The 17,993-nt window shown below is 70.5% G+C and carries 20 protein-coding genes; 12 read left to right on the forward strand and 8 right to left on the reverse strand.

Going from position 1 to position 17,993, the window contains the following annotated elements; all coding sequences use genetic code 11:
- The first annotated feature begins 96 nt into the window (after positions 1-96).
- A complete protein-coding gene (locus VIL76_RS00080; protein WP_332042934.1) occupies positions 97-744 on the forward strand; it encodes a hypothetical protein in 648 nt (215 codons plus the stop codon).
- Here VIL76_RS00080 and VIL76_RS00085 read toward each other — a convergent pair.
- The 3 genes from VIL76_RS00085 to secG all read right to left on the reverse strand — a co-directional run bounded on the left by VIL76_RS00085 (position 741) and on the right by secG (position 3,240).
- Positions 741-1,067: an MmcQ/YjbR family DNA-binding protein gene (locus tag VIL76_RS00085; RefSeq protein ID WP_332042935.1), complete on the reverse strand. Its 327-nt coding sequence runs from the start codon at positions 1,065-1,067 to the stop codon at positions 741-743. The genes VIL76_RS00080 and VIL76_RS00085 overlap by 4 nt on opposite strands.
- A complete protein-coding gene (locus VIL76_RS00090; RefSeq protein ID WP_332042936.1) occupies positions 1,067-2,707 on the reverse strand; it encodes a CTP synthase in 1,641 nt (546 codons plus the stop codon). The genes VIL76_RS00085 and VIL76_RS00090 overlap by 1 nt, the downstream gene beginning before the upstream one ends.
- A gap of 62 nt (positions 2,708-2,769) precedes the next feature.
- Positions 2,770-3,240 (reverse strand): preprotein translocase subunit SecG, encoded by a 471-nt coding sequence (gene secG / locus VIL76_RS00095; protein WP_332042937.1) that lies wholly within the window; start codon positions 3,238-3,240, stop codon positions 2,770-2,772.
- 126 nt (positions 3,241-3,366) lie between these two features.
- On the opposite strand from secG, the gene VIL76_RS00100 reads away from it, so the two are divergent.
- Both VIL76_RS00100 and VIL76_RS00105 read left to right on the forward strand, forming a co-directional pair.
- A complete protein-coding gene (locus VIL76_RS00100; protein WP_332042938.1) occupies positions 3,367-3,894 on the forward strand; it encodes a GNAT family protein in 528 nt (175 codons plus the stop codon).
- 24 nt (positions 3,895-3,918) lie between these two features.
- Entirely contained in the window at positions 3,919-4,365 is a 447-nt protein-coding gene (locus VIL76_RS00105) for a VOC family protein (protein ID WP_332042939.1), read from the forward strand.
- Here the strand turns inward: VIL76_RS00105 and VIL76_RS00110 are convergent.
- Together VIL76_RS00110 and tpiA are read right to left on the reverse strand one after the other, a co-directional pair.
- The gene (locus VIL76_RS00110) at positions 4,334-5,041 is read right to left on the reverse strand and encodes an isoprenylcysteine carboxylmethyltransferase family protein (protein ID WP_332042940.1); all 708 of its coding nucleotides are present in this window, start codon (positions 5,039-5,041) and stop codon (positions 4,334-4,336) included. The two genes, VIL76_RS00105 and VIL76_RS00110, sit on opposite strands and share 32 nt — an antisense overlap.
- A gap of 60 nt (positions 5,042-5,101) precedes the next feature.
- Positions 5,102-5,845: a triose-phosphate isomerase gene (tpiA, locus tag VIL76_RS00115; protein WP_332042941.1), complete on the reverse strand. Its 744-nt coding sequence runs from the start codon at positions 5,843-5,845 to the stop codon at positions 5,102-5,104.
- A gap of 124 nt (positions 5,846-5,969) precedes the next feature.
- Here tpiA and VIL76_RS00120 point away from each other — a divergent pair, with 124 nt between their 5' ends.
- Together VIL76_RS00120 and trpE are read left to right on the forward strand one after the other, a co-directional pair.
- On the forward strand, positions 5,970-7,898 hold the full coding sequence (locus VIL76_RS00120; protein WP_332042942.1) for a peptidylprolyl isomerase: 1,929 nt from the start codon (positions 5,970-5,972) through the stop codon (positions 7,896-7,898).
- Positions 7,895-9,430 (forward strand): anthranilate synthase component I, encoded by a 1,536-nt coding sequence (trpE, locus tag VIL76_RS00125; protein WP_332042943.1) that lies wholly within the window; start codon positions 7,895-7,897, stop codon positions 9,428-9,430. Before VIL76_RS00120 ends, trpE begins: the two co-directional genes overlap by 4 nt.
- Here trpE and VIL76_RS00130 read toward each other — a convergent pair.
- Entirely contained in the window at positions 9,427-9,627 is a 201-nt protein-coding gene (locus VIL76_RS00130) for a hypothetical protein (RefSeq protein WP_332042944.1), read from the reverse strand. The two genes, trpE and VIL76_RS00130, sit on opposite strands and share 4 nt — an antisense overlap.
- Before the next feature lie 83 nt (positions 9,628-9,710).
- Here VIL76_RS00130 and VIL76_RS00135 point away from each other — a divergent pair, with 83 nt between their 5' ends.
- The 6 genes from VIL76_RS00135 (at position 9,711) to VIL76_RS00160 (ending at position 14,069) form a co-directional block, all read left to right on the forward strand.
- The gene (locus VIL76_RS00135; RefSeq protein ID WP_332042945.1) at positions 9,711-10,301 is read left to right on the forward strand and encodes an aminodeoxychorismate/anthranilate synthase component II; all 591 of its coding nucleotides are present in this window, start codon (positions 9,711-9,713) and stop codon (positions 10,299-10,301) included.
- Between the two features lie 3 nt (positions 10,302-10,304).
- Positions 10,305-11,324, forward strand: coding sequence for an anthranilate phosphoribosyltransferase (gene trpD / locus VIL76_RS00140; RefSeq protein WP_332042946.1), 1,020 nt, complete (start codon positions 10,305-10,307; stop codon positions 11,322-11,324).
- Positions 11,321-12,118 (forward strand): indole-3-glycerol phosphate synthase TrpC, encoded by a 798-nt coding sequence (gene trpC, locus VIL76_RS00145; protein ID WP_332042947.1) that lies wholly within the window; start codon positions 11,321-11,323, stop codon positions 12,116-12,118. Before trpD ends, trpC begins: the two co-directional genes overlap by 4 nt.
- Positions 12,115-12,570: a nuclear transport factor 2 family protein gene (locus tag VIL76_RS00150; RefSeq protein ID WP_332042948.1), complete on the forward strand. Its 456-nt coding sequence runs from the start codon at positions 12,115-12,117 to the stop codon at positions 12,568-12,570. Before trpC ends, VIL76_RS00150 begins: the two co-directional genes overlap by 4 nt.
- Before the next feature lie 226 nt (positions 12,571-12,796).
- Entirely contained in the window at positions 12,797-13,486 is a 690-nt protein-coding gene (gene lexA, locus VIL76_RS00155; RefSeq protein ID WP_332042949.1) for a transcriptional repressor LexA, read from the forward strand.
- 283 nt (positions 13,487-13,769) lie between these two features.
- A complete protein-coding gene (locus tag VIL76_RS00160; RefSeq protein ID WP_332042950.1) occupies positions 13,770-14,069 on the forward strand; it encodes a hypothetical protein in 300 nt (99 codons plus the stop codon).
- Here the strand turns inward: VIL76_RS00160 and VIL76_RS00165 are convergent.
- Both VIL76_RS00165 and VIL76_RS00170 read right to left on the reverse strand, forming a co-directional pair.
- Positions 14,066-14,344 carry a hypothetical protein gene (locus tag VIL76_RS00165; RefSeq protein WP_332042951.1) on the reverse strand — a complete coding sequence of 93 codons (279 nt, stop codon included), beginning with the start codon at positions 14,342-14,344 and terminating at the stop codon, positions 14,066-14,068. The genes VIL76_RS00160 and VIL76_RS00165 overlap by 4 nt on opposite strands.
- Positions 14,344-16,440 carry a ComEC/Rec2 family competence protein gene (locus VIL76_RS00170; RefSeq protein WP_332042952.1) on the reverse strand — a complete coding sequence of 699 codons (2,097 nt, stop codon included), beginning with the start codon at positions 16,438-16,440 and terminating at the stop codon, positions 14,344-14,346. Before VIL76_RS00170 ends, VIL76_RS00165 begins: the two co-directional genes overlap by 1 nt.
- A gap of 91 nt (positions 16,441-16,531) precedes the next feature.
- On the opposite strand from VIL76_RS00170, the gene gltX reads away from it, so the two are divergent.
- On the forward strand, positions 16,532-17,938 hold the full coding sequence (gene gltX, locus VIL76_RS00175) for a glutamate--tRNA ligase (protein WP_332042953.1): 1,407 nt from the start codon (positions 16,532-16,534) through the stop codon (positions 17,936-17,938).
- Positions 17,939-17,993: the final 55 nt, after the last annotated feature.

A 17,993-nucleotide genomic window follows, 5' to 3' on the forward strand; every position in this document is an offset into this window, starting at 1 on the left:
CACCTCGCTCTACAGCAGAGCTCTCACCCAGCCCCCGCCGGAAGCGCCCGCTTCCGGCGGCGCCGTCTTGCACCTGACTCCTTGGGGGAATTTCCGATGAGAACCGCCACCACGATCCTGCTCGCCCTGACCGCCGCCGCGTGCAGCGCCGCGACCGCGGCGCCGCCGAAGCCCGCGGCCGGTGAGCCCACCCTGGCCGAGGTCCGCAAGGCGACGGAGCGCTTCCAGGACGTCAACGTGGCGCTGGCGGAAGGCTATATCCGCGACCCGTTCGACCTGTGCGACACCGCCGAGATGATGGGCAAGCCGGCGCACCTTGGCGCCATGGGCGTGCACTACTTCCGGCCCGACCTGATCGGTGTCTCGGCGCCGCCGAACCCGCGGGTGGACGGCGAGGGCCTGCACACCGACTTCCGAAAGCCGTCGATCCTGATCTACGAGCCGCAGGCCGACGGCTCGATGGAGCTGGTGGCGGTGGAGAACCTGGTCTTCATCAAGGCCTGGGAAGCCGCCGGCCACAAGACGCCGCCGAGCTTCCACGGCGTGACCTGGGACAGGATGGCCGACGACCCCAAGACCGCCATCGACGAGGCGCACATGTTCCAGCCGCACTACGACCGCCACGTCTGGATCTATCGGGACAACCCGAACGGGGTTTTCACCCCCTTCAACCCGAACGTCTCGTGCAAGCACCACAAGGGCGCCAAGTCCCACCCGGGCCACACGACCCAGGCCGACCACTAGGCCTTCAGGAGCCTCTTCGGCGCGACGTTGGCCCACGCCAGCCGCATGAGCCCGGGCAGCCGTCCGGGCTCTAGCTTCCCGTACCAGACGAAGGTCGCCCCGCCCCTCCCCCAGTACCCCGGGACCGGCTCGATGACCTCGCCGTCGGAGAGGTTGTGCTGATCCTCCGGGTCGAGCTTCAGCATGATCCGCGGCTCCTTCAGGTGGATCGTGCAGAAGATCTTCTTCGCGACCCGGAAGGACGGGATGTCGAAGTGCAGCTCCTCGTAGGCCTCGGGGAGCGCCAGGGCGGCCCGCCGGATGTCGTCGGGCGTCAGGGCCATCAGACCAGGCGGCTCCGCTCCTTGGCCGCGCCGATGAAGCTGGCGAACAGGGGGTGCGGGTCGAAGGGCCGGCTCTTCAGCTCCGGGTGGTACTGCACCCCGATGAACCAGGGGTGGTCGATGCGCTCGCAGATCTCCGGCAGCACTCCGTCGGGGGACAGGCCGGTGAACTTCAGCCCTGTGGCCTCGATCCGCTCGCGGTAGCTGATGTTGACCTCGTAGCGGTGCCGGTGTCGCTCGGCGATGGTGGGCGAGCCGTAGATCTCGGCCACCTTCGAGCCGGGCACAAGGATCGCATCGTAGGCCCCGCAGCGCATGGTGCCGCCGAGCTCGCCGCCCTCGGAGCGGACCTCCTTCTCGTTGCCGCGCACCCACTCGGTCATCAGGCCGACGATCGGCTCGGAGGTGGGGCCGAACTCGGTGGACGACGCCTGCTTGATGCCGGCCAGGTTCCGGGCCGCCTCGATCATGGCCATCTGCATGCCGAAACAGATGCCGAAATAGGGGATGTCGTGTTCGCGGGCGAATTGCACGGCGCGGATCATGCCCTCCGAGCCGCGCTCCCCGAAGGCGCCCGGCACTAGCACGCCGTGCACGCCGGTGAGGCGCTCGCGGATCTGGCTTTCGTCGCGCTCGAAGGCCTCGCCCTCGATCCAGTCGAAGCGCACGCGCACGGTATTGGCCACGCCGCCGTGGATCAGCGCCTCGATCAGCGATTTGTAGGCGTCCGTGAGCGCCGTGTACTTGCCGACGATGGCGATGTTCACCTCGCCGTCGGGGTGGGTGAGGGTGTGGACGATCTGCTGCCAGCGCGACAGGTCCGGCGCCGGGGCGGTGTCGCGCATGCCGAATACGTCCAGCACTTCGCGGTCGAGGCCCTGCACATGGTAGTCCAGCGGCACGGCATAGATGTTGGCGCTGTCCATGGCCTGGATGACCGCGCTGGGGCGCACGTTGCAGAACTGCGCGATCTTCTTGCGCTCGCCCTCCGGGATCGGCTGCTCGCAGCGGCAGAGCAGGATGTCCGGCTGGATGCCGATCGACCGCAGCTCCTTGACCGAGTGCTGGGTGGGCTTGGTCTTCATCTCGCCCGCGGTCTTGATGAACGGCAGCAGGGTCAGGTGGATGTAGCAGGCGTGGCCGCGCGGCAGCTCCTGGCCGAGCTGCCGGATCGCCTCGAAGAACGGCAGGCCCTCGATGTCGCCCACCGTGCCGCCCACCTCGACCAGCACGAAGTCGACGCCCTCGCCGGGATCGGCGAGCACGAAGTCCTGGATCTCGCCGGTGACGTGCGGGATCACCTGGACGGTGGCGCCGAGGTAGTCCCCGCGCCGCTCCTTCTCGATGATCTTCTTGTAGATCTGACCCGTGGTGATGTTGTCGCCGCGGGTGGCGTTCACCCCGGTGAACCGCTCGTAGTGGCCGAGGTCGAGGTCGGTCTCGGCCCCGTCGTCGGTCACGAAGACCTCGCCGTGCTGATAGGGGCTCATCGTCCCCGGGTCGACGTTCAGGTAGGGGTCGAGCTTCCTCAGGCGGACCTTGTAGCCGCGGGCCTGAAGGAGCGCGCCAAGGGCGGCGGACGCGAGACCTTTTCCCAATGAGGAGACCACGCCGCCGGTGATGAAAATGTACCGGGCCATGGGCGTTCAGATTAGCCGTGATTCGGAGCCGAAGGCTGCCCCGGACTGAAAACCATCCACCGCTACGGTTGCGACGGCGCGGGAGCCGGCGCGGTGGGCGCCGGGGCGGGCAGCGTCGTGGCCGGAGGGGCCTCGCCGGTGAAGGGGTTGCGGACGGTAGGGGCCGGGGCGGTCAGCGGGCCGGGCGCGCCGGGGACCGGGACGGGAGCGCCCGGCTGGGCCGGAGCCGGCGTGGCCGGCGGACGGTTCAGGGTGTTCGGATCGACGGCGTCGACGTTCAGCCGGTCGACCAGCGACGAGGCGCCGCGCTCCCGGCCGGCCAGCAGGGTCAAGCCCAGCGCCAGCACGAAGAAGGTGATGCCCAGGATCCAGGTGGTGCGGGTCATCAGGTCGCCCGCGCCCCGCGCCGTCATGAAGCCCGAGGGGCCGCCGCCCTGCCCCAGCACGCCACCCTCGGAGCGCTGCAGCAGCACCACGCCGATCAGGCCGAGGCTGACGAGGATCTCGAGGACGAGCAGCAGGTTCAGCAGCATGAGCGATCCAGTGCGTTCGGGCGGCCACAGACGCCGCCCGAAATTGAAGCGGGCGCTCTATCACCGTGTGTGCGCCATTGCCATACCTAGGTCGTCGCAGTCTCCTGACAAGCGATGATTCTCGAATTGAAGCGCCTGCCCATCCTGGAGACCGAGCGTCTCCGGCTCGAGCCGCTCACGGCCGAGGACGCCGCGCACATCTTCCCGATCATGGATGACCCGGAGGTGATGGCCTACTGGGACTGGCCCGAGATCGACGACCCCGACGTGGTGGCCGAGATCGTGCGCGGCCAGGTGGAGGCGATGGGCGCCGGCAAGGCGATCCACTGGGCGATCCGCACCCTCGAGACAGGTGAGTTCATCGGCGCGTGCGAACTGTCGTCGATCGACCGCCGGCACCGACGGGCCGAGATGAACTTCATGCTGAGCCGCGACGCCTGGGGCCACGGCTACGGCCTGGAGGTCATGCGCAACGTCACCGCCTACGCGGCCGTCAGCGGCCTGCGGAAGCTCACCGCCCGCACCCATCTGGGCAACCGACGCTCCGAAAACCTGCTGCAGAAGCTGGGCTTCAAGGAGGAAGGCCTGCTGCGCGGCCACATCCTGAAAGACGGCGAGCGGCGCGACTGCCGCATCTTCGGCCTTCTCCTCTAGCTGCGCCGTGACTGTCTGGGGGTCATGAGCTCGCCCATCCAGGTCGCCGGTTTCGACCACATCGTCCTGCGGGTGCGGGACAAGGAGCGCATGCTCGCCTTCTACTGCGGCGTCCTGGGCCTCGCCGTGGACCGCGACCGGCCGGAGCTCGGCCTGACCCACGTCCGGGCGGGGCCGCAGATGATCGACCTCGTCACCGTCGACGGCCCCCTCGGCAAGCTTGGCGGCAAGGGGCCGGAGCCGGAGGGCCGCAACCTGGACCACTTCGCCCTGCAGGTGCGCCCCTTCGAGGTCACCGCCATCCGCGCCCACCTGGCGGCGCATGCCGTCGAGGTGGTGGAGGAAGGTCCCCGCTACGGCGCCGACGGGACGGGCTATTCGCTCTACGTCCGTGACCCGGAGGGCAACACCGTGGAGCTGAAGGGGCCGCCGACCCCGGTCAGACCAGGAAAGGAATCAGCCGGCTCCTGACGCGGCGGGCGTAGTCCTCGTAGCCGGTCAGGTTATCCCGCAGCCAGCGCTCCTCGATGAAGGTCCGGGCCAGGGTGGCGACGAACATCGCGCTCACGCCGATGACCGCCGCATAGCTCCCCAGCCACAGCGCCATGCCGATGAACATGAGGAGGTTGCCCGTATAGATCGGGTGCCGGACCACGGCGTAGACACCGGTATCGACCACGCGTTGGTTCTCGGCGCTCTGGTCGTGGATGGTCGGCGCCGCGAACTGGTTCTCCGCCACGGCGAGCTGTCCGAGCGCAATGCCGAGCAGGGTCATCACCACCCCGGCCGTGACCGCGATCGGCCCCGGCGGCGGCAGGAGCTGCAGATAGAAGACGTCGGCCGGGATGAAGGCCAGCCACGCCAGGACGTAGGCGAGGTAGATCGGCACCCCGATCCTGTCGACCAGCGGCTGCTTCTTTTCCCTCTCGGCGACGACCGGCTTCTGCCGCACGGCGAAGCTGGCCGGACGCCAGATCGCGATGGCGACCGTGCTCGCGAGCACCAAGGCGCCGGCAACCGCGATGAAGATCCAGGCGCGCGGCCACTGCCATGTTCCGCCTGGCACGAGCCCCGCCGGCACGAGCAGCAGGATGGCCAGCCCGATCACCAGCGACATCGCCGCCCGCAGGGCTGCGAGAATCTGCATCGGCGCCTCCCCCGAGGAACGGCGGAGTGAACGCCGGTCTCGTGGGGCGCGCAAGCAGCTCTAGAGCGCGCGGATGATCCCGAGGAAGTCGGCCGCCTTGAGCGAGGCTCCGCCCACCAGAGCGCCGCCGACCTCGGCTGCATGCAGGATCTCGGTCGCGTTGGAGGGCTTCACCGAGCCGCCGTAGAGGATCGGGACGCCGCGCGCGGCCTCGCCGAACATCTCGACCAGGGTCGCGCGGATGGCGCGGTGGACTTCCTCGATGTCCGGCGTGGTGGGCGTGCGCCCTGTACCGATGGCCCAGACGGGCTCGTAGGCGATGGAGAAGGTCTTGCCGGCCAGCTCCTGCGGCAGGGAGCCCCTCACCTGCCCCGTCACGACCTGAAGGGCCTTACCGGCGTCGCGTTCTTCCAGGGTCTCGCCGACGCAGACGACCGGCTCCAGGCCGGCGCGCAGGGCGGCCTTCACCTTGTTGGCCACCATCTCGTCGGTCTCGCGCCAGCCGGCGCGGCGTTCCGAGTGGCCGAGGATCACCAGCTTCGCGCCCGCGTCGGCCAGCATCTCGGCCGAGATGTCGCCCGTGAAGGCGCCCGCGTCGTCCCAATGGGCGTCCTGGCCGCCGACCAGCACCTTTGATCCGTCCAGCGCCTGGCTCATGCGGTGCGTGAGAGTGGCGGGGGGGCAGATCGCGACCCGCGCCGGGCAGTCGCCCACGCCGTCGGCGATGGCCTTCGCCTCGGCCAGGGCGGCGGAGGCGCCGTTCATCTTCCAGTTCCCGGCGATCAGCGGCGTCGGAGCGGTCATTTGGCCTCACTTTCGTCAGATGTGGCGCGCGGTTAAGCCAAGCTGCGGCCGCTGTCACCTGCTTGCGGGGATTGGACGGCCTCCACTATACCGGCCCGCACGCCGCACCCCGGAAAGGGAATAGATGTTCGCTGCTCTGCGCGCCTTCGCGAAGTCCTGGGTCGCCGCGATCCTGATTGGTCTCCTGATCGTCAGCTTCGCCGTCTTCGGCATCAACGACATCTTCACCGGCGGCGCCGCGGGCGACGCCGTGGTCAGCGCCGGCGACGCCAAGGTCACCTCGGTGGAGTTCCGCTCCGAGTTCGACCGCATGAAGAGCCGGCTCGAGCAGCAGGCCGGCCAGCCGATCAGCCTGGAGATGGTCGACCAGAACGGCTTCGATCGGCGCATGGTCGACGGCCTCGCCGCGCGCGTGGCCGTCTCCGAGATGATGAAGAAGCTGGGGATCCGCCCGTCGTACGAGCTGATCAGCCGCGAGTTCCAGAAGATCCCCGCCTTCTTCGACCCCGTGTCCGGCCGCTTCGACAAGCGCCAGTTCGAGAAGGTCGCGGCCGAGAACAACATGACGCCGGAGAAGATCATCGAGGACATCGGCAATGAGTTGGCCGAGCGCCACCTCGACGCCGGCCTGGTCGCGGGGATGCGGATGCCGCGGGCCTATGCCGCCATGGCCGCGGTCTACATGACCGAGGCGCGGGACGTGGCCTTCTTCACGATCCAGCCGAACATGGTGCCGCCGCCCGGCGCACCCACCGACGCCCAGTTGACCGCCTTCATGCGTGAGAACGCCGCCCAGCTTACCCGGCCGGAGTACCGGGTGCTGAGCCTCGTGCGCTTCTCGCCGGAGGCCGTCGCCGGCAGCATCGCCATCGATCCGGCCGAGCTTCAGAAGCGCTACGAGTTTCGCAGGGACACGCTGTCGACGCCCGAGACCCGCACCCTCGTGCAGATCCCGGCCAAGGATCAGGCCACTGCCCAGCGGATGGTCCAGCAGCTGACCGCCGGCCAGACCCCCGCCGCCGTCGCCAAGGCCGCCGCCGTCGAGCCGATCCTCTACGACAACAAGCCGCGCACCGCCGTGGCCGACCGCAAGGTGGGCGAGGCCGCCTTCCGCCTGCAGGCCAACCAGGTTGCCGCCGTTCAAGGCGACCTGGGCATCGCCGTGGTGAAGGTGCTGGCGATCACCCCCGGTCGCACCGTCAGCCTGGAGGAAGCCCGCCCGGCCCTCGAGCAGGAGCTGCGCCGCGACGCGGCCATGGAGAAGGTCTACGCCCAGAGCCAGGCCTATGACGACGCCCACCAGGCCGGGTCCAGCCTCGCCGAGGCCGCCCAGAAGGCGGGAGTCGGATCGATGACGCTGGGTCCGGTCGCCAAGACGGGCATCGACCAGCAGGGCAAGCCTGTGCCGGGCCTCACCCAGAAGATCGTGGAGACCGCCTTCGGCTTGCCGGCCGGCGGGGAGAGCGAGCTCGTCGAGGCCGGCAACGGCGAGTACTTCGCCGTGCGCGTCGAGCGGATCATCCCCTCGGCCCTGCCGCCGCTGGCCGAGGTGAAGGACCAGCTCACCCGCGTCTGGACCATGCGCGAGATCGGCCGGCGGATGGAAGCCCGCGCCGAGGAGTTCGCCGGCCGCATCCGCAAGGGCGAGACCCTGGAGGCGGTGGCCGCCTCCGCCGGCGCGCCGGTGAACCGGATGGAGCGTCTGGACCGCGCCACCGCCGGCCGCAACGCCGCGGCGCTTGGCGGTGAGCTGCTCTCCCAAGTGTTCATCGCCCGCCCGGGCGAGGTCTTCACCGCCCGCAACACCCAGTCCGGCGTGGTGGTCGGCCGCCTCCTTGCGGTCCGTCCCGGCGGCGGCCCGATGCTGGCGCGCATGGCCGAGGATGCCCGCGGCCAGATGAATGGCCAGATGTTCGAGGAGCTGCAGCAGGCCTCGCGCCTGGCCGCCCGCAACGAGATGAAGGTGAAGGTCGACTACAACCGCGCCCGCGTCGCGATCGGCCTGGAGCCGGTCGAGGCCCCCGCGGCCAAGGGCGGCAAGGCGAAGAAGTGACCGTGGAGCCCGACTTTTCGGCCTTTGAACAGGCCTTTCGGGCGGGCGCTGCGCAGGTCGTCTGGACCCGGTTGATCGACGACCTGGAGACGCCGGTCTCAGCCTACCTGAAGATTGGCCATGGCCGGCCGTACGCCTTCCTGTTCGAAAGCGTCGAGGGCGGCGCCTTCCGCGCCCGCTACTCGATCATCACGCTGAACCCCGACCTCGTCTGGCGCTGCCGCGGCGACCAGGCCGAGGTCGCGGAGGGCGCCGACATCGCGGCGGGCCGCTTCACGTCCCAGCCCGGCGGCGCCCTGGACTCCCTGAAGGACCTGGTCGCCACGTCGCGTATCGAGCTGCCGCCCGGCCTGCCGCCCATGGCCGCCGGCGTGTTCGGCGCGATCGGCTACGACATGATCCGCCTCGTCGAGCGGCTGCCCGACGTCAACCCGGACCCGCTCGACCTGCCCGACGGGGTGCTCACCCGGCCCTCGATCGTCGCGATCTTCGACGCCATCGCCCAAGAGATCCTGCTGGTCACGCCCGTGCGACCCGACGGGACCTCGGCCAAGGACGCCTACGCGGCCGCCCAGCAGCGGCTGCACGAGGTCGCGGCCGACTTCAAGCGCCCAACGCCGGCGCTGGTGGGCAACGGCGAACCGGAGCCCGACCGCTTCACCACGCCGGTGAGCCGCGAGGACTATCGGGAGATCGTGGCCAGGGCGAAGGACTACATCCGCGCCGGCGACATCTTCCAGGTGGTGCCCAGCCACCGCTTCCGCGCGCCGTTCGAGCGCGATCCCTTCGCGCTGTACCGCTCGCTGCGCCGGACAAATCCCTCGCCCTTCCTGTTCTACCTGAACTTCGGCGACTTCCAGTTGGCGGGCTCGTCCCCTGAAATCCTGGTCCGGCTGCGCGACGGCAAGATCACCATCCGCCCGCTCGCCGGCACCCGGCCTCGGGGCGCCACCCCGGCCGAGGACCTGGCCCTGGAGCAGGAGTTGATCGCCGACCCCAAGGAGCGGGCCGAGCACCTGATGCTTCTCGACCTTGGGCGCAACGACGTGGGCCGGGTGGCGATGCTCAACGAGGCCGGCTCAAACGCCCCGCCGCAGTCCGGCCTGAGGCCGCCGCGCGTGCGGGTGACCGCCAGCTTCTTCGTCGAGCGCTACAGCCACGTGATGCACCTGGTCTCCAACGTCGAAGGCGACGCGCCCGACGGCCTAGACCCGGTGGACGTCATCATGGCCGCCTTGCCCGCCGGCACCCTGTCCGGCGCGCCCAAGGTGCGGGCCATGGAGATCATCGACGAGCTGGAGATCGAGAAGCGCGGGATCGGCTATGCGGGGGCCGTCGGTTATATCGGCTCCGACAACTCGGTGGACACCTGCATCGTGCTACGGACCGCGCTCTTCAAGGACGGCATGATGTACGTCCAGGCCGGCGGCGGCGTGGTGGCCGACAGCGACCCCGACGCCGAGTACGACGAGACCTTGCAAAAGGCCAAGGCGCTCCGGCAGGCGGCCGAGGAAAGCTGGCGCTTCGTCTAGTCCACGCCCTTGGCCATATGTTCGGTGACGAGCGGCGGGGCGAGGATCATGGCGGTGGCGAAGGAGAGCGCGGCGGCGGCGGCCAGCGCCGCGGCGGCCAGCACCGGCCACATCCGCTCCTTGGGCTTCGGCGGGGAGACGAGCGCGCGGGCGCGGGCGATCGCCTCGTGGTCCAGGGCTGTGTCGGTCGCGGCCATAGGTTGCAAGGATCGCCGGAGTCGGCCGCTTCGCCAATCGGCGGCGCTTGGCGCGGGAGCCCTCAGACCGTACAGAGGGCGGCATGATCCTGGTGATCGATAACTACGACAGCTTCACCTACAACCTCGTCCACTACCTGAACGAGCTGGGGGCGGAGACGCATGTGCGCCGCAACGACCAGATCTCGGTCGCCGAGGCGCTGGGCCTAAAGCCGGACGGCGTGCTGCTGTCGCCGGGGCCCTGCACGCCCAACGAGGCCGGCATCTGCCTCGACCTGCTCAGTCAGGCCGACCCGGCCCTGCCGATCTTCGGCGTCTGCCTGGGCCACCAGGCCATCGGCCAGGCTTTCGGCGGCGAGGTGATCCGCGCCAAGGCGGTGATGCACGGCAAGACCAGCCAGATCCATCACAACGGCAAGGGCGTGTTCAAGGACCTGAAGAACCCCTTCACCGCCACCCGCTATCACAGCTTGTCCGTCCGCAAGGAAGACCTCCCGCCGGACCTCGAGGTCACCGCCTGGACCGAGGACGGCGAGATCATGGGCGTGCAGCACAAGAGCCGGCCCGTGCACGGCGTGCAGTTCCACCCGGAGAGCATCGCCACCGAGTGCGGCCACGAGCTCCTGGGCAACTTCCTCGACATCGCCGGCGTGAGGCGGCTGGCGGCCGTCTAGGCGATGTCAGACGCCTTCAAGCCGCTGCTGGCGCGCCTCGCCGACGGCGCGACCCTCTCCGAGGACGACGCGGGCGACTTCTTTGCCGCGTGCCTGCGCGGGGAGCCGACGCCGGCCCAGGCGGGCGCAGCGCTGACCGCCATGCGGATGCGCGGCGAGACCATCGGCGAGATCACCGCCTGCGCGCGGGCCATGCGGCGGGCGGCGATCAACCTCGAGACCCCCTTCCCTACCATCGATGTCTGCGGCACCGGCGGCGACGGGCTGCACACCCTCAACATCTCCACCGCGGTCGGCTTCGTGGCCGCGGGCGGGGGACTGAAGGTGGCCAAGCACGGCAACCGGGCGCTGTCGTCCAAATCGGGCGCTGCCGACGTGCTGACCGAGCTCGGCGTCGACATCACCGCGGGCGCAGAGCGCCAGCTGAAGGCGTTGGATGAGGCCGGCATCTGCTTCATGTTCGCCCCGGCCCACCACGGCGCCATGCGCCACGTCTCACCGATCCGTGCGGAGCTGGGCTTCCGGACGATCTTCAACCTGCTCGGGCCGATGACCAATCCGGCCGGGGCGAGGCGTCAGCTGATGGGCGTGTTCGCCGACCGCTGGGTGGCGCCGCTCGCCGAGGTGCTCGGCGCCCTCGGGGCCGAGAAGGCCTGGGTGGTGCACGGCGGCGGGATGGATGAGATGACCACCACGGGCGAGACCAGCGTGGCCGAGTACCGGGAGGGCAAGGTGCGGCTGTTCACCGTCACGCCCGAGGCCGTGGGGCTGCCGCGCGCCGCCCTGGCCGACCTGACCGGCGGCTCGCCGAAGGAGAACGCGGCCGCCCTGCGCGACCTGCTCGACGGCGCCAGGGGTCCGTACCGCGATATCGTCCTGCTCAACACCGCCGCCGCCTTCCTGGTGGGCGACAGGGTCGAGACGCTGCGCGAGGGCGTGGAGCTCGCCACCGCGGTGATCGACGACGGCCGCGCCAGGGCTGCATTGGACCGCATGGCCGCCATCACCCGGGGCGAGGCGTGAGCGACATCCTGGCGAAGATCGCCGCCTACAAGCGCGAGGACGTCGTCCAGCGGAAAGCTGCGCGCAGCCAGGCCGACGTCGAGGCCGCCGCCATGGCCGCCGACAAGCCGCGCGGCTTCAGGGCGGCGCTGGAACGCGAGCACGGACCGGGGCGCCTGGCCCTGATCGCCGAGATCAAGAAGGCCTCGCCGTCGAAGGGCCTGATCCGCGCCGACTTCGACCCTCCGGCCCTGGCCCGCGCCTACGAGGCCGGCGGCGCGGCCTGCCTCTCGGTGCTCACCGACGGACCCAGCTTCCAGGGGGCTGACGCCTACCTGACCGCGGCGCGCGAATCGAGCGGCCTGCCCGCCCTGCGCAAGGAGTTCCTAGTCGATCCGTGGCAGGTGGCCGAGAGCCGCGCGCTCGGCGCCGACGCCATCCTGGTGATCCTCGCCATGGTCGACGATGGACTGGCTGCGGAGCTCATGGCGGCGGCGCAGGCGCTGGGCATGGACGTGCTCGTCGAGGTGCACGACGAGACCGAGATGGCCCGCGCCGCGGCGCTGGACGCCGACCTCGTGGGCGTCAACAACCGCGACCTGCGGACCTTCCAGGTGGACCTGGCGATCACCGAGCGGCTGGCGGCGGACGCGCCGGCGGGCGCCCTGCTGGTCACCGAGAGCGGCATCTTCACCCCGGCCGACGCCGCCCGCCTGGAGGCCGTCGGCGCGAAGGCGATGCTGGTCGGCGAGAGCCTGATGCGGCAGGCTGACGTCCCCGCCGCGACGCGGGCCCTGCTCGGAGAGACCCCATGACGCGGAGCCTCGCCTGCGCCATCGCCATAGCTATCGCCCTGCCCTCGGCGGCGCTGGCCGACGCCGGCGCCCGCGACGTCGAAGCGGTCATGACCGAGTACGTCCGGCTCTGGAACGCGGGCGATTCCGCGGCGATCTCGTCGCGCATCTACCGCCTGCGCGCCGACAACCCGATGTCGACCCAGGCCGGTCTGCAGGCCGAGTTCGACCGGCTCAAGGCGCAGGGCTACCACCATTCCGTCACCCATTCAGTCGAGGGCTGCCACCTGACGCCGACCCAGGCGATCGCCCAGCTGCGCTTCACCCGGCTGAAGACCGACGGCCAGCCCATGCCGCCCAAGGAACGGGCGACGCTCTACGTGCTGCGCAAGTTCCCCGAAGGCTGGCGGATCACCGACCTTATCGGCATGAGCGCCAGCGCCAGGCTTTCGTGCGCCTCCTACAGCGACTGATCGGAGATCTCGATGGACCTGCCCCCGGCCGGCTGATCGGCCCATCCAAGCGAGGCGGCGCAGCGCGGCATCGGTGACGGTCACCTCTGAGTCGTCGCGCCGGCCGCGGAAATTCCTCAAGCCTCTCCGCGCCTTGGGTGGTAACTTGACATTAAGGCAGAACGCCTAGAGAACATCGATAACGTTCGCGCTTTGTTTCTAAGCGCGCATCAATCGAGGTTCCGCGATGCTCACCAAGAAGCAGCACGAGTTGCTCATGTTCATCCATGAGCGGATCAAGGAGAGCGGCGTCTCTCCCTCCTTCGACGAGATGAAGGAGGCGCTGGACCTGGCGTCGAAGTCGGGCATCCACCGGCTGATCACCGCGCTGGAGGAGCGCGGCTTCCTGCGCCGCCTGCCGCACAGGGCCAGGGCGCTGGAGGTGGTGAAGCTGCCGCAGCAGGCTACGACCGCCGCCCCGCCCAAGGGCCGCACGCCCTTCAAGCCCACGCTGGTGGACCCCGGCCCCGGCTCGCCGGTGGCGGCGAACGACGTCCGCGAGCTGCCGATCCTCGGCAAGATCGCCGCCGGCACGCCCATCGAGGCGATCCAGCAGGAACGCGACCGCATCCAGGTGCCGGAAAGCATCCTGGGCGCCGGCGAGCACTTCGTCCTGGAGATCCAGGGCGACTCCATGGTGGGCGCGGGCATCCTCGACGGCGACTTCGTGGTCATCCGCCGCACCGATGCGGCCAACTCCGGCGACATCGTCGTGGCGCTGGTGAAGGGCGAGGAAGCCACCCTGAAGCGCCTGCGCCGCAAGGGCGCCTCGATCGCCCTGGAAGCGGCCAACCCGGCCTACGAGACCCGCATCTTCGGGCCGGACCAGGTTGCGGTGCAGGGCAAGCTGGTGGGGCTGATCCGCCGCTACCACTGACGGGGGCGTGTTACACGCCGCGGCAGAGCTATTTGCACGACTCAGCGCGACAACTCTCGCTGGCGGCTAAGTGGCTGATACACATTGAGAAAGAACCTCTCGTAAGTGTATCGCGGACGCCGCGTGGGGCCAAAGAATAGCGGTTCGGAAATTCAAGCTGGGCTTGAACCTGGGCCCTGAACCGGGCGTTCTAAGGTGGGGTCCGGGGGAAGCTCATTTGCGACTCCGCTCGGCCGTCTTGAGGGTCCGCACGTACGTGGGCCGCAACAGGGATAGACCGTACATGCGCATCATCACCCTTGCAGCGATCGCCGCGCTCAGCCTCGCCGCCGCCGCCTGCTCGAACAACGAGGCGAAGGACGCCCAGGCCGACGCCACGACCGCGGCCCAGGAAGCTTCCAACGCCACGGCCGCCGCCGCCGACTCCGCCGCCAGCGCGGCGGCTGCGGGCGCATCGGCCACGACCCAGGCCGCCCAGGACGCCGCCGCCGCGGCCGGGGCCGCTGCGGAAAAGGCCGGCGAGCACGCGGAGAAGGCCGGCGAGGCCGCCCAGGAAGCCGGCGAAGAGGCCGCCGAGCACTAGGGCCCGCGGTACTCGAACTCCACCAGGTAGACGTTTTCGCCGGGGCCGTGCTTGGCCACCTTCAGGAGGTCCACGACCCCGGCGAACCCCGAGCGTCGGGCGAGCTCCGGCGTCACGTCCTGCAGCGTGATCTGCCGGATCGAGGTCACCTCGATATGGCCGGGGCCCAGAGGATAGCGGCCGCCCACCTTTACGCGCGGCTGCTGCCAGATGCGGACGCTGCAGGTGACCTCGCCGCGCATCACCGGCTCCCTGAGGCGCTTGGTGAACTGCATCAGCGCAGGTCCAAGCCCCAGGTCCACGGCCGGCGCCCCCGCAGGTCCTGCGCCCAGACCACCCGCCAGCCGCCGCGCTCCCGGTAGAGCTCGGCCGAGCCGCCGCGGGCGAAGTCCGCGCCGGTGAGCAGCAGGGGCGCCGGACAGGCGCCCCGCTGGACGGCGTTGCGCAGTACGACAACCTCCGCCCCCGTGCAGATCGCCTCGAGGCGGCCGTCCTTGAGCGGCCGCTTCACGTTCCAGGCTGCGGCGAGGCGTACCGGCGCGCCGGGCTTGGCGAGGCAGCTCCAGGCGTCGCAGTCGAAGGCGGCGTCGCGCGCCTGCGCCCCCTGCGGCTCCAGCCCGCGCCGCCGCGACCAGAGCTCGGCGCCGAACAGCTTCACGTCGGGCCGCAGCAGCACGGAGTGCTTCTCCGCGCGGACGGCCACGGCGGCGCCGTCCGCGGCCACCCAGACGTCCGGCGCCGGCGGCCGGGGGACCAGCAGGACCGCAAAGGCGAAGGGAGCGCCGAGGAGCCGCAGCGGTCCTTTCCAGACGCAGAGCCAGATCAGGCCGACGAAGGCCGCCGGGAGCGTCCAGGCGGGCGCGCTCGGCACCACGAGCTGGGCGTGCGGGGCGGTCGCCGCCGTGTGCGCGATGCGGTTCATCAGCTCGATGCCGAAGCCGGCCGCCGCCAGCGGCGCCTCGCCGAGGCCGAACGGCGTGAGCGCCGCGCCGATCGCCAGCGCAGGCATCATCAGGAACGACGAGATGGGCGCCGTCAGCAGGTTCGAGACCAGGCCCCAGGTCGCCACACGGTTGAAGTGCTGCATGGCGAACGGACCGGTGGCGAGACCCGCCACGAAGCTCGCCGCCAGGCTGACGCCGGTCCAAACGACGGCGGCCTGGACGATGCGGATGGGCCAGGGCGTGTTGATCTCCTTCACCGGCCTTGGCAGGGCGTCGGCCAGCGCCACCAGGGCGGCGGTGGCGGCGAAGGACATCTGGAAGCCCGGCTCGGTGACCGCCTCGGGATGCAGCAGCATCACGGCCATGGCGGCCAGCGCCAGGGCGTGCAGGCTGATCGCCTGGCGGTCGACCAGGATCGCGCCGAACGCCACGGCCGCGGTGATGGCGGCGCGCTCGGCGGGGGGCGGCGCGCCCGAGAGGACGAGATAGCCGCCGACCGCCGCAAGGCCCACGACCGCCGCGAGCTTCTTGCCCGGGACCCGCAGCGCCAGCCATGGCCAGGCGGCGATCGACAGCCGCGCGAAGGCGAAGGCGAAGCCGCCGACGATGGCCATGTGCAGGCCCGAAATGGAGATGATGTGGGCGAGGCCGGCGGCGCGCAGGTCGTCCACCTGGCTCTGCGGGATGAAGGCCTCGTGGCCCGTGGTCATGGCCGCCGCCAGGCCGCCGCTCGCAGGGCCCAGCTGGTCGACGATCCGCCGCGAGAGCTCCCACCGGATCGCGTTGATGCGCATCTGCAGGCGCAGCCGCCAGGGCGCGCGGTCGAAGGTGTCCCAGGTGGTGGGCGGGGTCAGCGCGAAGCCGACGCCGCCGACGCTCTCGAAGAAGGCGTCGCGGGCGAAGTCGTAGGCGCCGGGGCTGGCGGGCGGACGCGGGGCGTTGACGATGGCGAGCAGGCTGATCGGCTCGCCCGGCGACGGCACCGGAGCGCCGGGCCGCAGCGTCACCCGCACGCGGATCGGGGTCGCCTCAGGGAGCCAGTCACCGATGCGGGCCGGCGCGATCAGCAGGCGCTGGCCGCCCTCGCCCGGGCTTGCCACGTCGACCACCCAGCCCTGGAGGCGCTGGGGGCGGCTCTCCTCGGGGGCGATGGGCGCCTTCACCGCCTCGGTGCGGACCTTGGCCATGGAGAAGCCGCCGGCGAGGCAGGCGGCGAGCACGAGCGCGACGGTGACGGGGCGCGAGGCGCTCCAACGGGCGGCGGCGGTCACCAGGACGGCGGTAACGGCGAGCCCGGCCCAGGCCACCCAGGCCTGCGGCTCGCGCAGCAGGGTGAAGTAGAACGCGGCGCCCAGGCCGAACGCCACCGGCGTCCACAGCGTCCAGCGGTCGGCCTGCCGTCCAACCTGGGCTGCCAGCCATGTCACGGCCACGCCTAGGCTAGGAGGCTTGCGAAGGCGCATGCTAAGAGGCGCCGCGCCCGCCGAGGGCTGCGCTTCCCCAGAGCCTTCGAGTTCGATGCCCGACCGTCCCGTCGTCACCCGGATCGCCCCCTCCCCTACGGGCATGATGCACATTGGCACGGCCCGCACCGCGCTTTTCAACTGGCTTTACGCGCGGCACACCGGCGGCAAGTTCCTGATCCGCGTCGAGGACACCGACCGCGAGCGCTCCACGGCGGAGGCGGTGCAGGTGATCTTCGACGGCATGAAGTGGCTGGGCCTGGAGCCGGACGAGGAGCCGGTCTTCCAGTTCGCCCGCGCCGACCGCCACCGCGAGGTGGTCCAGACGATGCTGGAGCGCGGCGCGGCCTATAGGGACTTCATGACGCCCGAGGAGCTGGAGGCCGAACGCGAGGCCGCCCGGGCCGAGGGCCGCGTGGTCCGCTCGCCCTGGCGCGACAGCTCGCCCAACGACGCGCCGGACCGGCCGTTCGCCGTGCGCCTGAAGGCTCCGCAGACCGGCGAGACGGTCGTGGACGACCAGGTGAAGGGCCGCGTGGTGTTCCAGAACGAGCACCTGGACGACCTCATCCTGCTGCGGACGGACGGCAACCCGACTTACAACCTAGCCGTGGTGGTGGACGACCACGACATGGGGGTGACCCATGTGATCCGCGGCGACGACCACCTGAACAACGCCGCGCGCCAGACGCACATCTACCAGGCCATGGACTGGGAGGTCCCGGTCTGGGCGCACCTGCCGATGATCCACGGGCCGGACGGCAAGAAGCTGTCGAAGCGCCACGGGGCGCAGGCGGTCTCCGAGTTCGACGACATGGGCTACCTGCCCGAGGCCATGCGCAATTACCTGGCCAAGCTGGGCTGGGGCCACGGCGACGACGAGATCTTCTCGGACGAGCAGGCGATCGGCTGGTTCGACATCAAGGACGTGGTGAGCGCGCCCGCCCGGCTGGACTGGGACAAGCTGAATCACGTCAACAACCACTACATCCGCCAGGCCGAGGTGGACCGGTTGGCCGCTCTGGTGGAGGGCGTGCACGCCGGCCGCGGGCTGAAGGTCCGCGCGGCCCTGCGCCCGGTGCTGGCCCGGACCATCCCGCTGGTGCGGGACGGGGCCAAGACCCTGCTGGAGCTCGCCGATGCCACGGTGTTCGTGCTGCGCGAGCGGCCGCTGGAGCTGCCCGAGAAGCAGCAGGGGCTGCTCACGGACGAGAGCAGGGGCCGCCTGGCCCGCCTGCGCGACCGCCTCGCCGATCAGGCCGCGTGGGAGGTCCCCGCCCTGGAGGCCCTGATCCGCGGCTTTGCGGAATCGGAGGGCGTCGGCATCGGCAAGTTCGGGCCGGCTCTGCGGGCCGTGCTGTCGGGCGGATCGCCCGCCCCGGACCTCGCCGGCGCGCTGGTAGCCCTCGGAAAAGATGAAAGTCTTGCGCGCCTCAACGACGCGCTTCCGAACGCGGCGTAAACCGCTATAAGCGCGGCAAACGGGCGTTTCATTCTACGTATTTCTAGAGGGGTTC

Source organism: Phenylobacterium sp. (genome assembly GCF_036563285.1).
Taxonomy (GTDB): domain Bacteria; phylum Pseudomonadota; class Alphaproteobacteria; order Caulobacterales; family Caulobacteraceae; genus Phenylobacterium.

What these genes read in the sequence shown, in the direction of transcription:
- VIL76_RS00080 (WP_332042934.1), top strand. Translation starts at nt 97, where the DNA reads ATGAGAACCGCCACCACGATCCTGCTCGCCCTGACCGCCGCCGCGTGC.
- VIL76_RS00085 (WP_332042935.1), bottom strand. Translation starts at nt 1,067, where the DNA reads ATGGCCCTGACGCCCGACGACATCCGGCGGGCCGCCCTGGCGCTCCCC.
- VIL76_RS00090 (WP_332042936.1), bottom strand. Translation starts at nt 2,707, where the DNA reads ATGGCCCGGTACATTTTCATCACCGGCGGCGTGGTCTCCTCATTGGGA.
- secG (WP_332042937.1), bottom strand. Translation starts at nt 3,240, where the DNA reads ATGCTGCTGAACCTGCTGCTCGTCCTCGAGATCCTCGTCAGCCTCGGC.
- VIL76_RS00105 (WP_332042939.1), top strand. Translation starts at nt 3,919, where the DNA reads ATGAGCTCGCCCATCCAGGTCGCCGGTTTCGACCACATCGTCCTGCGG.
- VIL76_RS00110 (WP_332042940.1), bottom strand. Translation starts at nt 5,041, where the DNA reads ATGCAGATTCTCGCAGCCCTGCGGGCGGCGATGTCGCTGGTGATCGGG.
- tpiA (WP_332042941.1), bottom strand. Translation starts at nt 5,845, where the DNA reads ATGACCGCTCCGACGCCGCTGATCGCCGGGAACTGGAAGATGAACGGC.
- VIL76_RS00120 (WP_332042942.1), top strand. Translation starts at nt 5,970, where the DNA reads ATGTTCGCTGCTCTGCGCGCCTTCGCGAAGTCCTGGGTCGCCGCGATC.
- VIL76_RS00130 (WP_332042944.1), bottom strand. Translation starts at nt 9,627, where the DNA reads ATGGCCGCGACCGACACAGCCCTGGACCACGAGGCGATCGCCCGCGCC.
- VIL76_RS00135 (WP_332042945.1), top strand. Translation starts at nt 9,711, where the DNA reads ATGATCCTGGTGATCGATAACTACGACAGCTTCACCTACAACCTCGTC.
- trpD (WP_332042946.1), top strand. Translation starts at nt 10,305, where the DNA reads ATGTCAGACGCCTTCAAGCCGCTGCTGGCGCGCCTCGCCGACGGCGCG.
- VIL76_RS00150 (WP_332042948.1), top strand. Translation starts at nt 12,115, where the DNA reads ATGACGCGGAGCCTCGCCTGCGCCATCGCCATAGCTATCGCCCTGCCC.
- lexA (WP_332042949.1), top strand. Translation starts at nt 12,797, where the DNA reads ATGCTCACCAAGAAGCAGCACGAGTTGCTCATGTTCATCCATGAGCGG.
- VIL76_RS00160 (WP_332042950.1), top strand. Translation starts at nt 13,770, where the DNA reads ATGCGCATCATCACCCTTGCAGCGATCGCCGCGCTCAGCCTCGCCGCC.
- VIL76_RS00165 (WP_332042951.1), bottom strand. Translation starts at nt 14,344, where the DNA reads ATGCAGTTCACCAAGCGCCTCAGGGAGCCGGTGATGCGCGGCGAGGTC.
- gltX (WP_332042953.1), top strand. Translation starts at nt 16,532, where the DNA reads ATGCCCGACCGTCCCGTCGTCACCCGGATCGCCCCCTCCCCTACGGGC.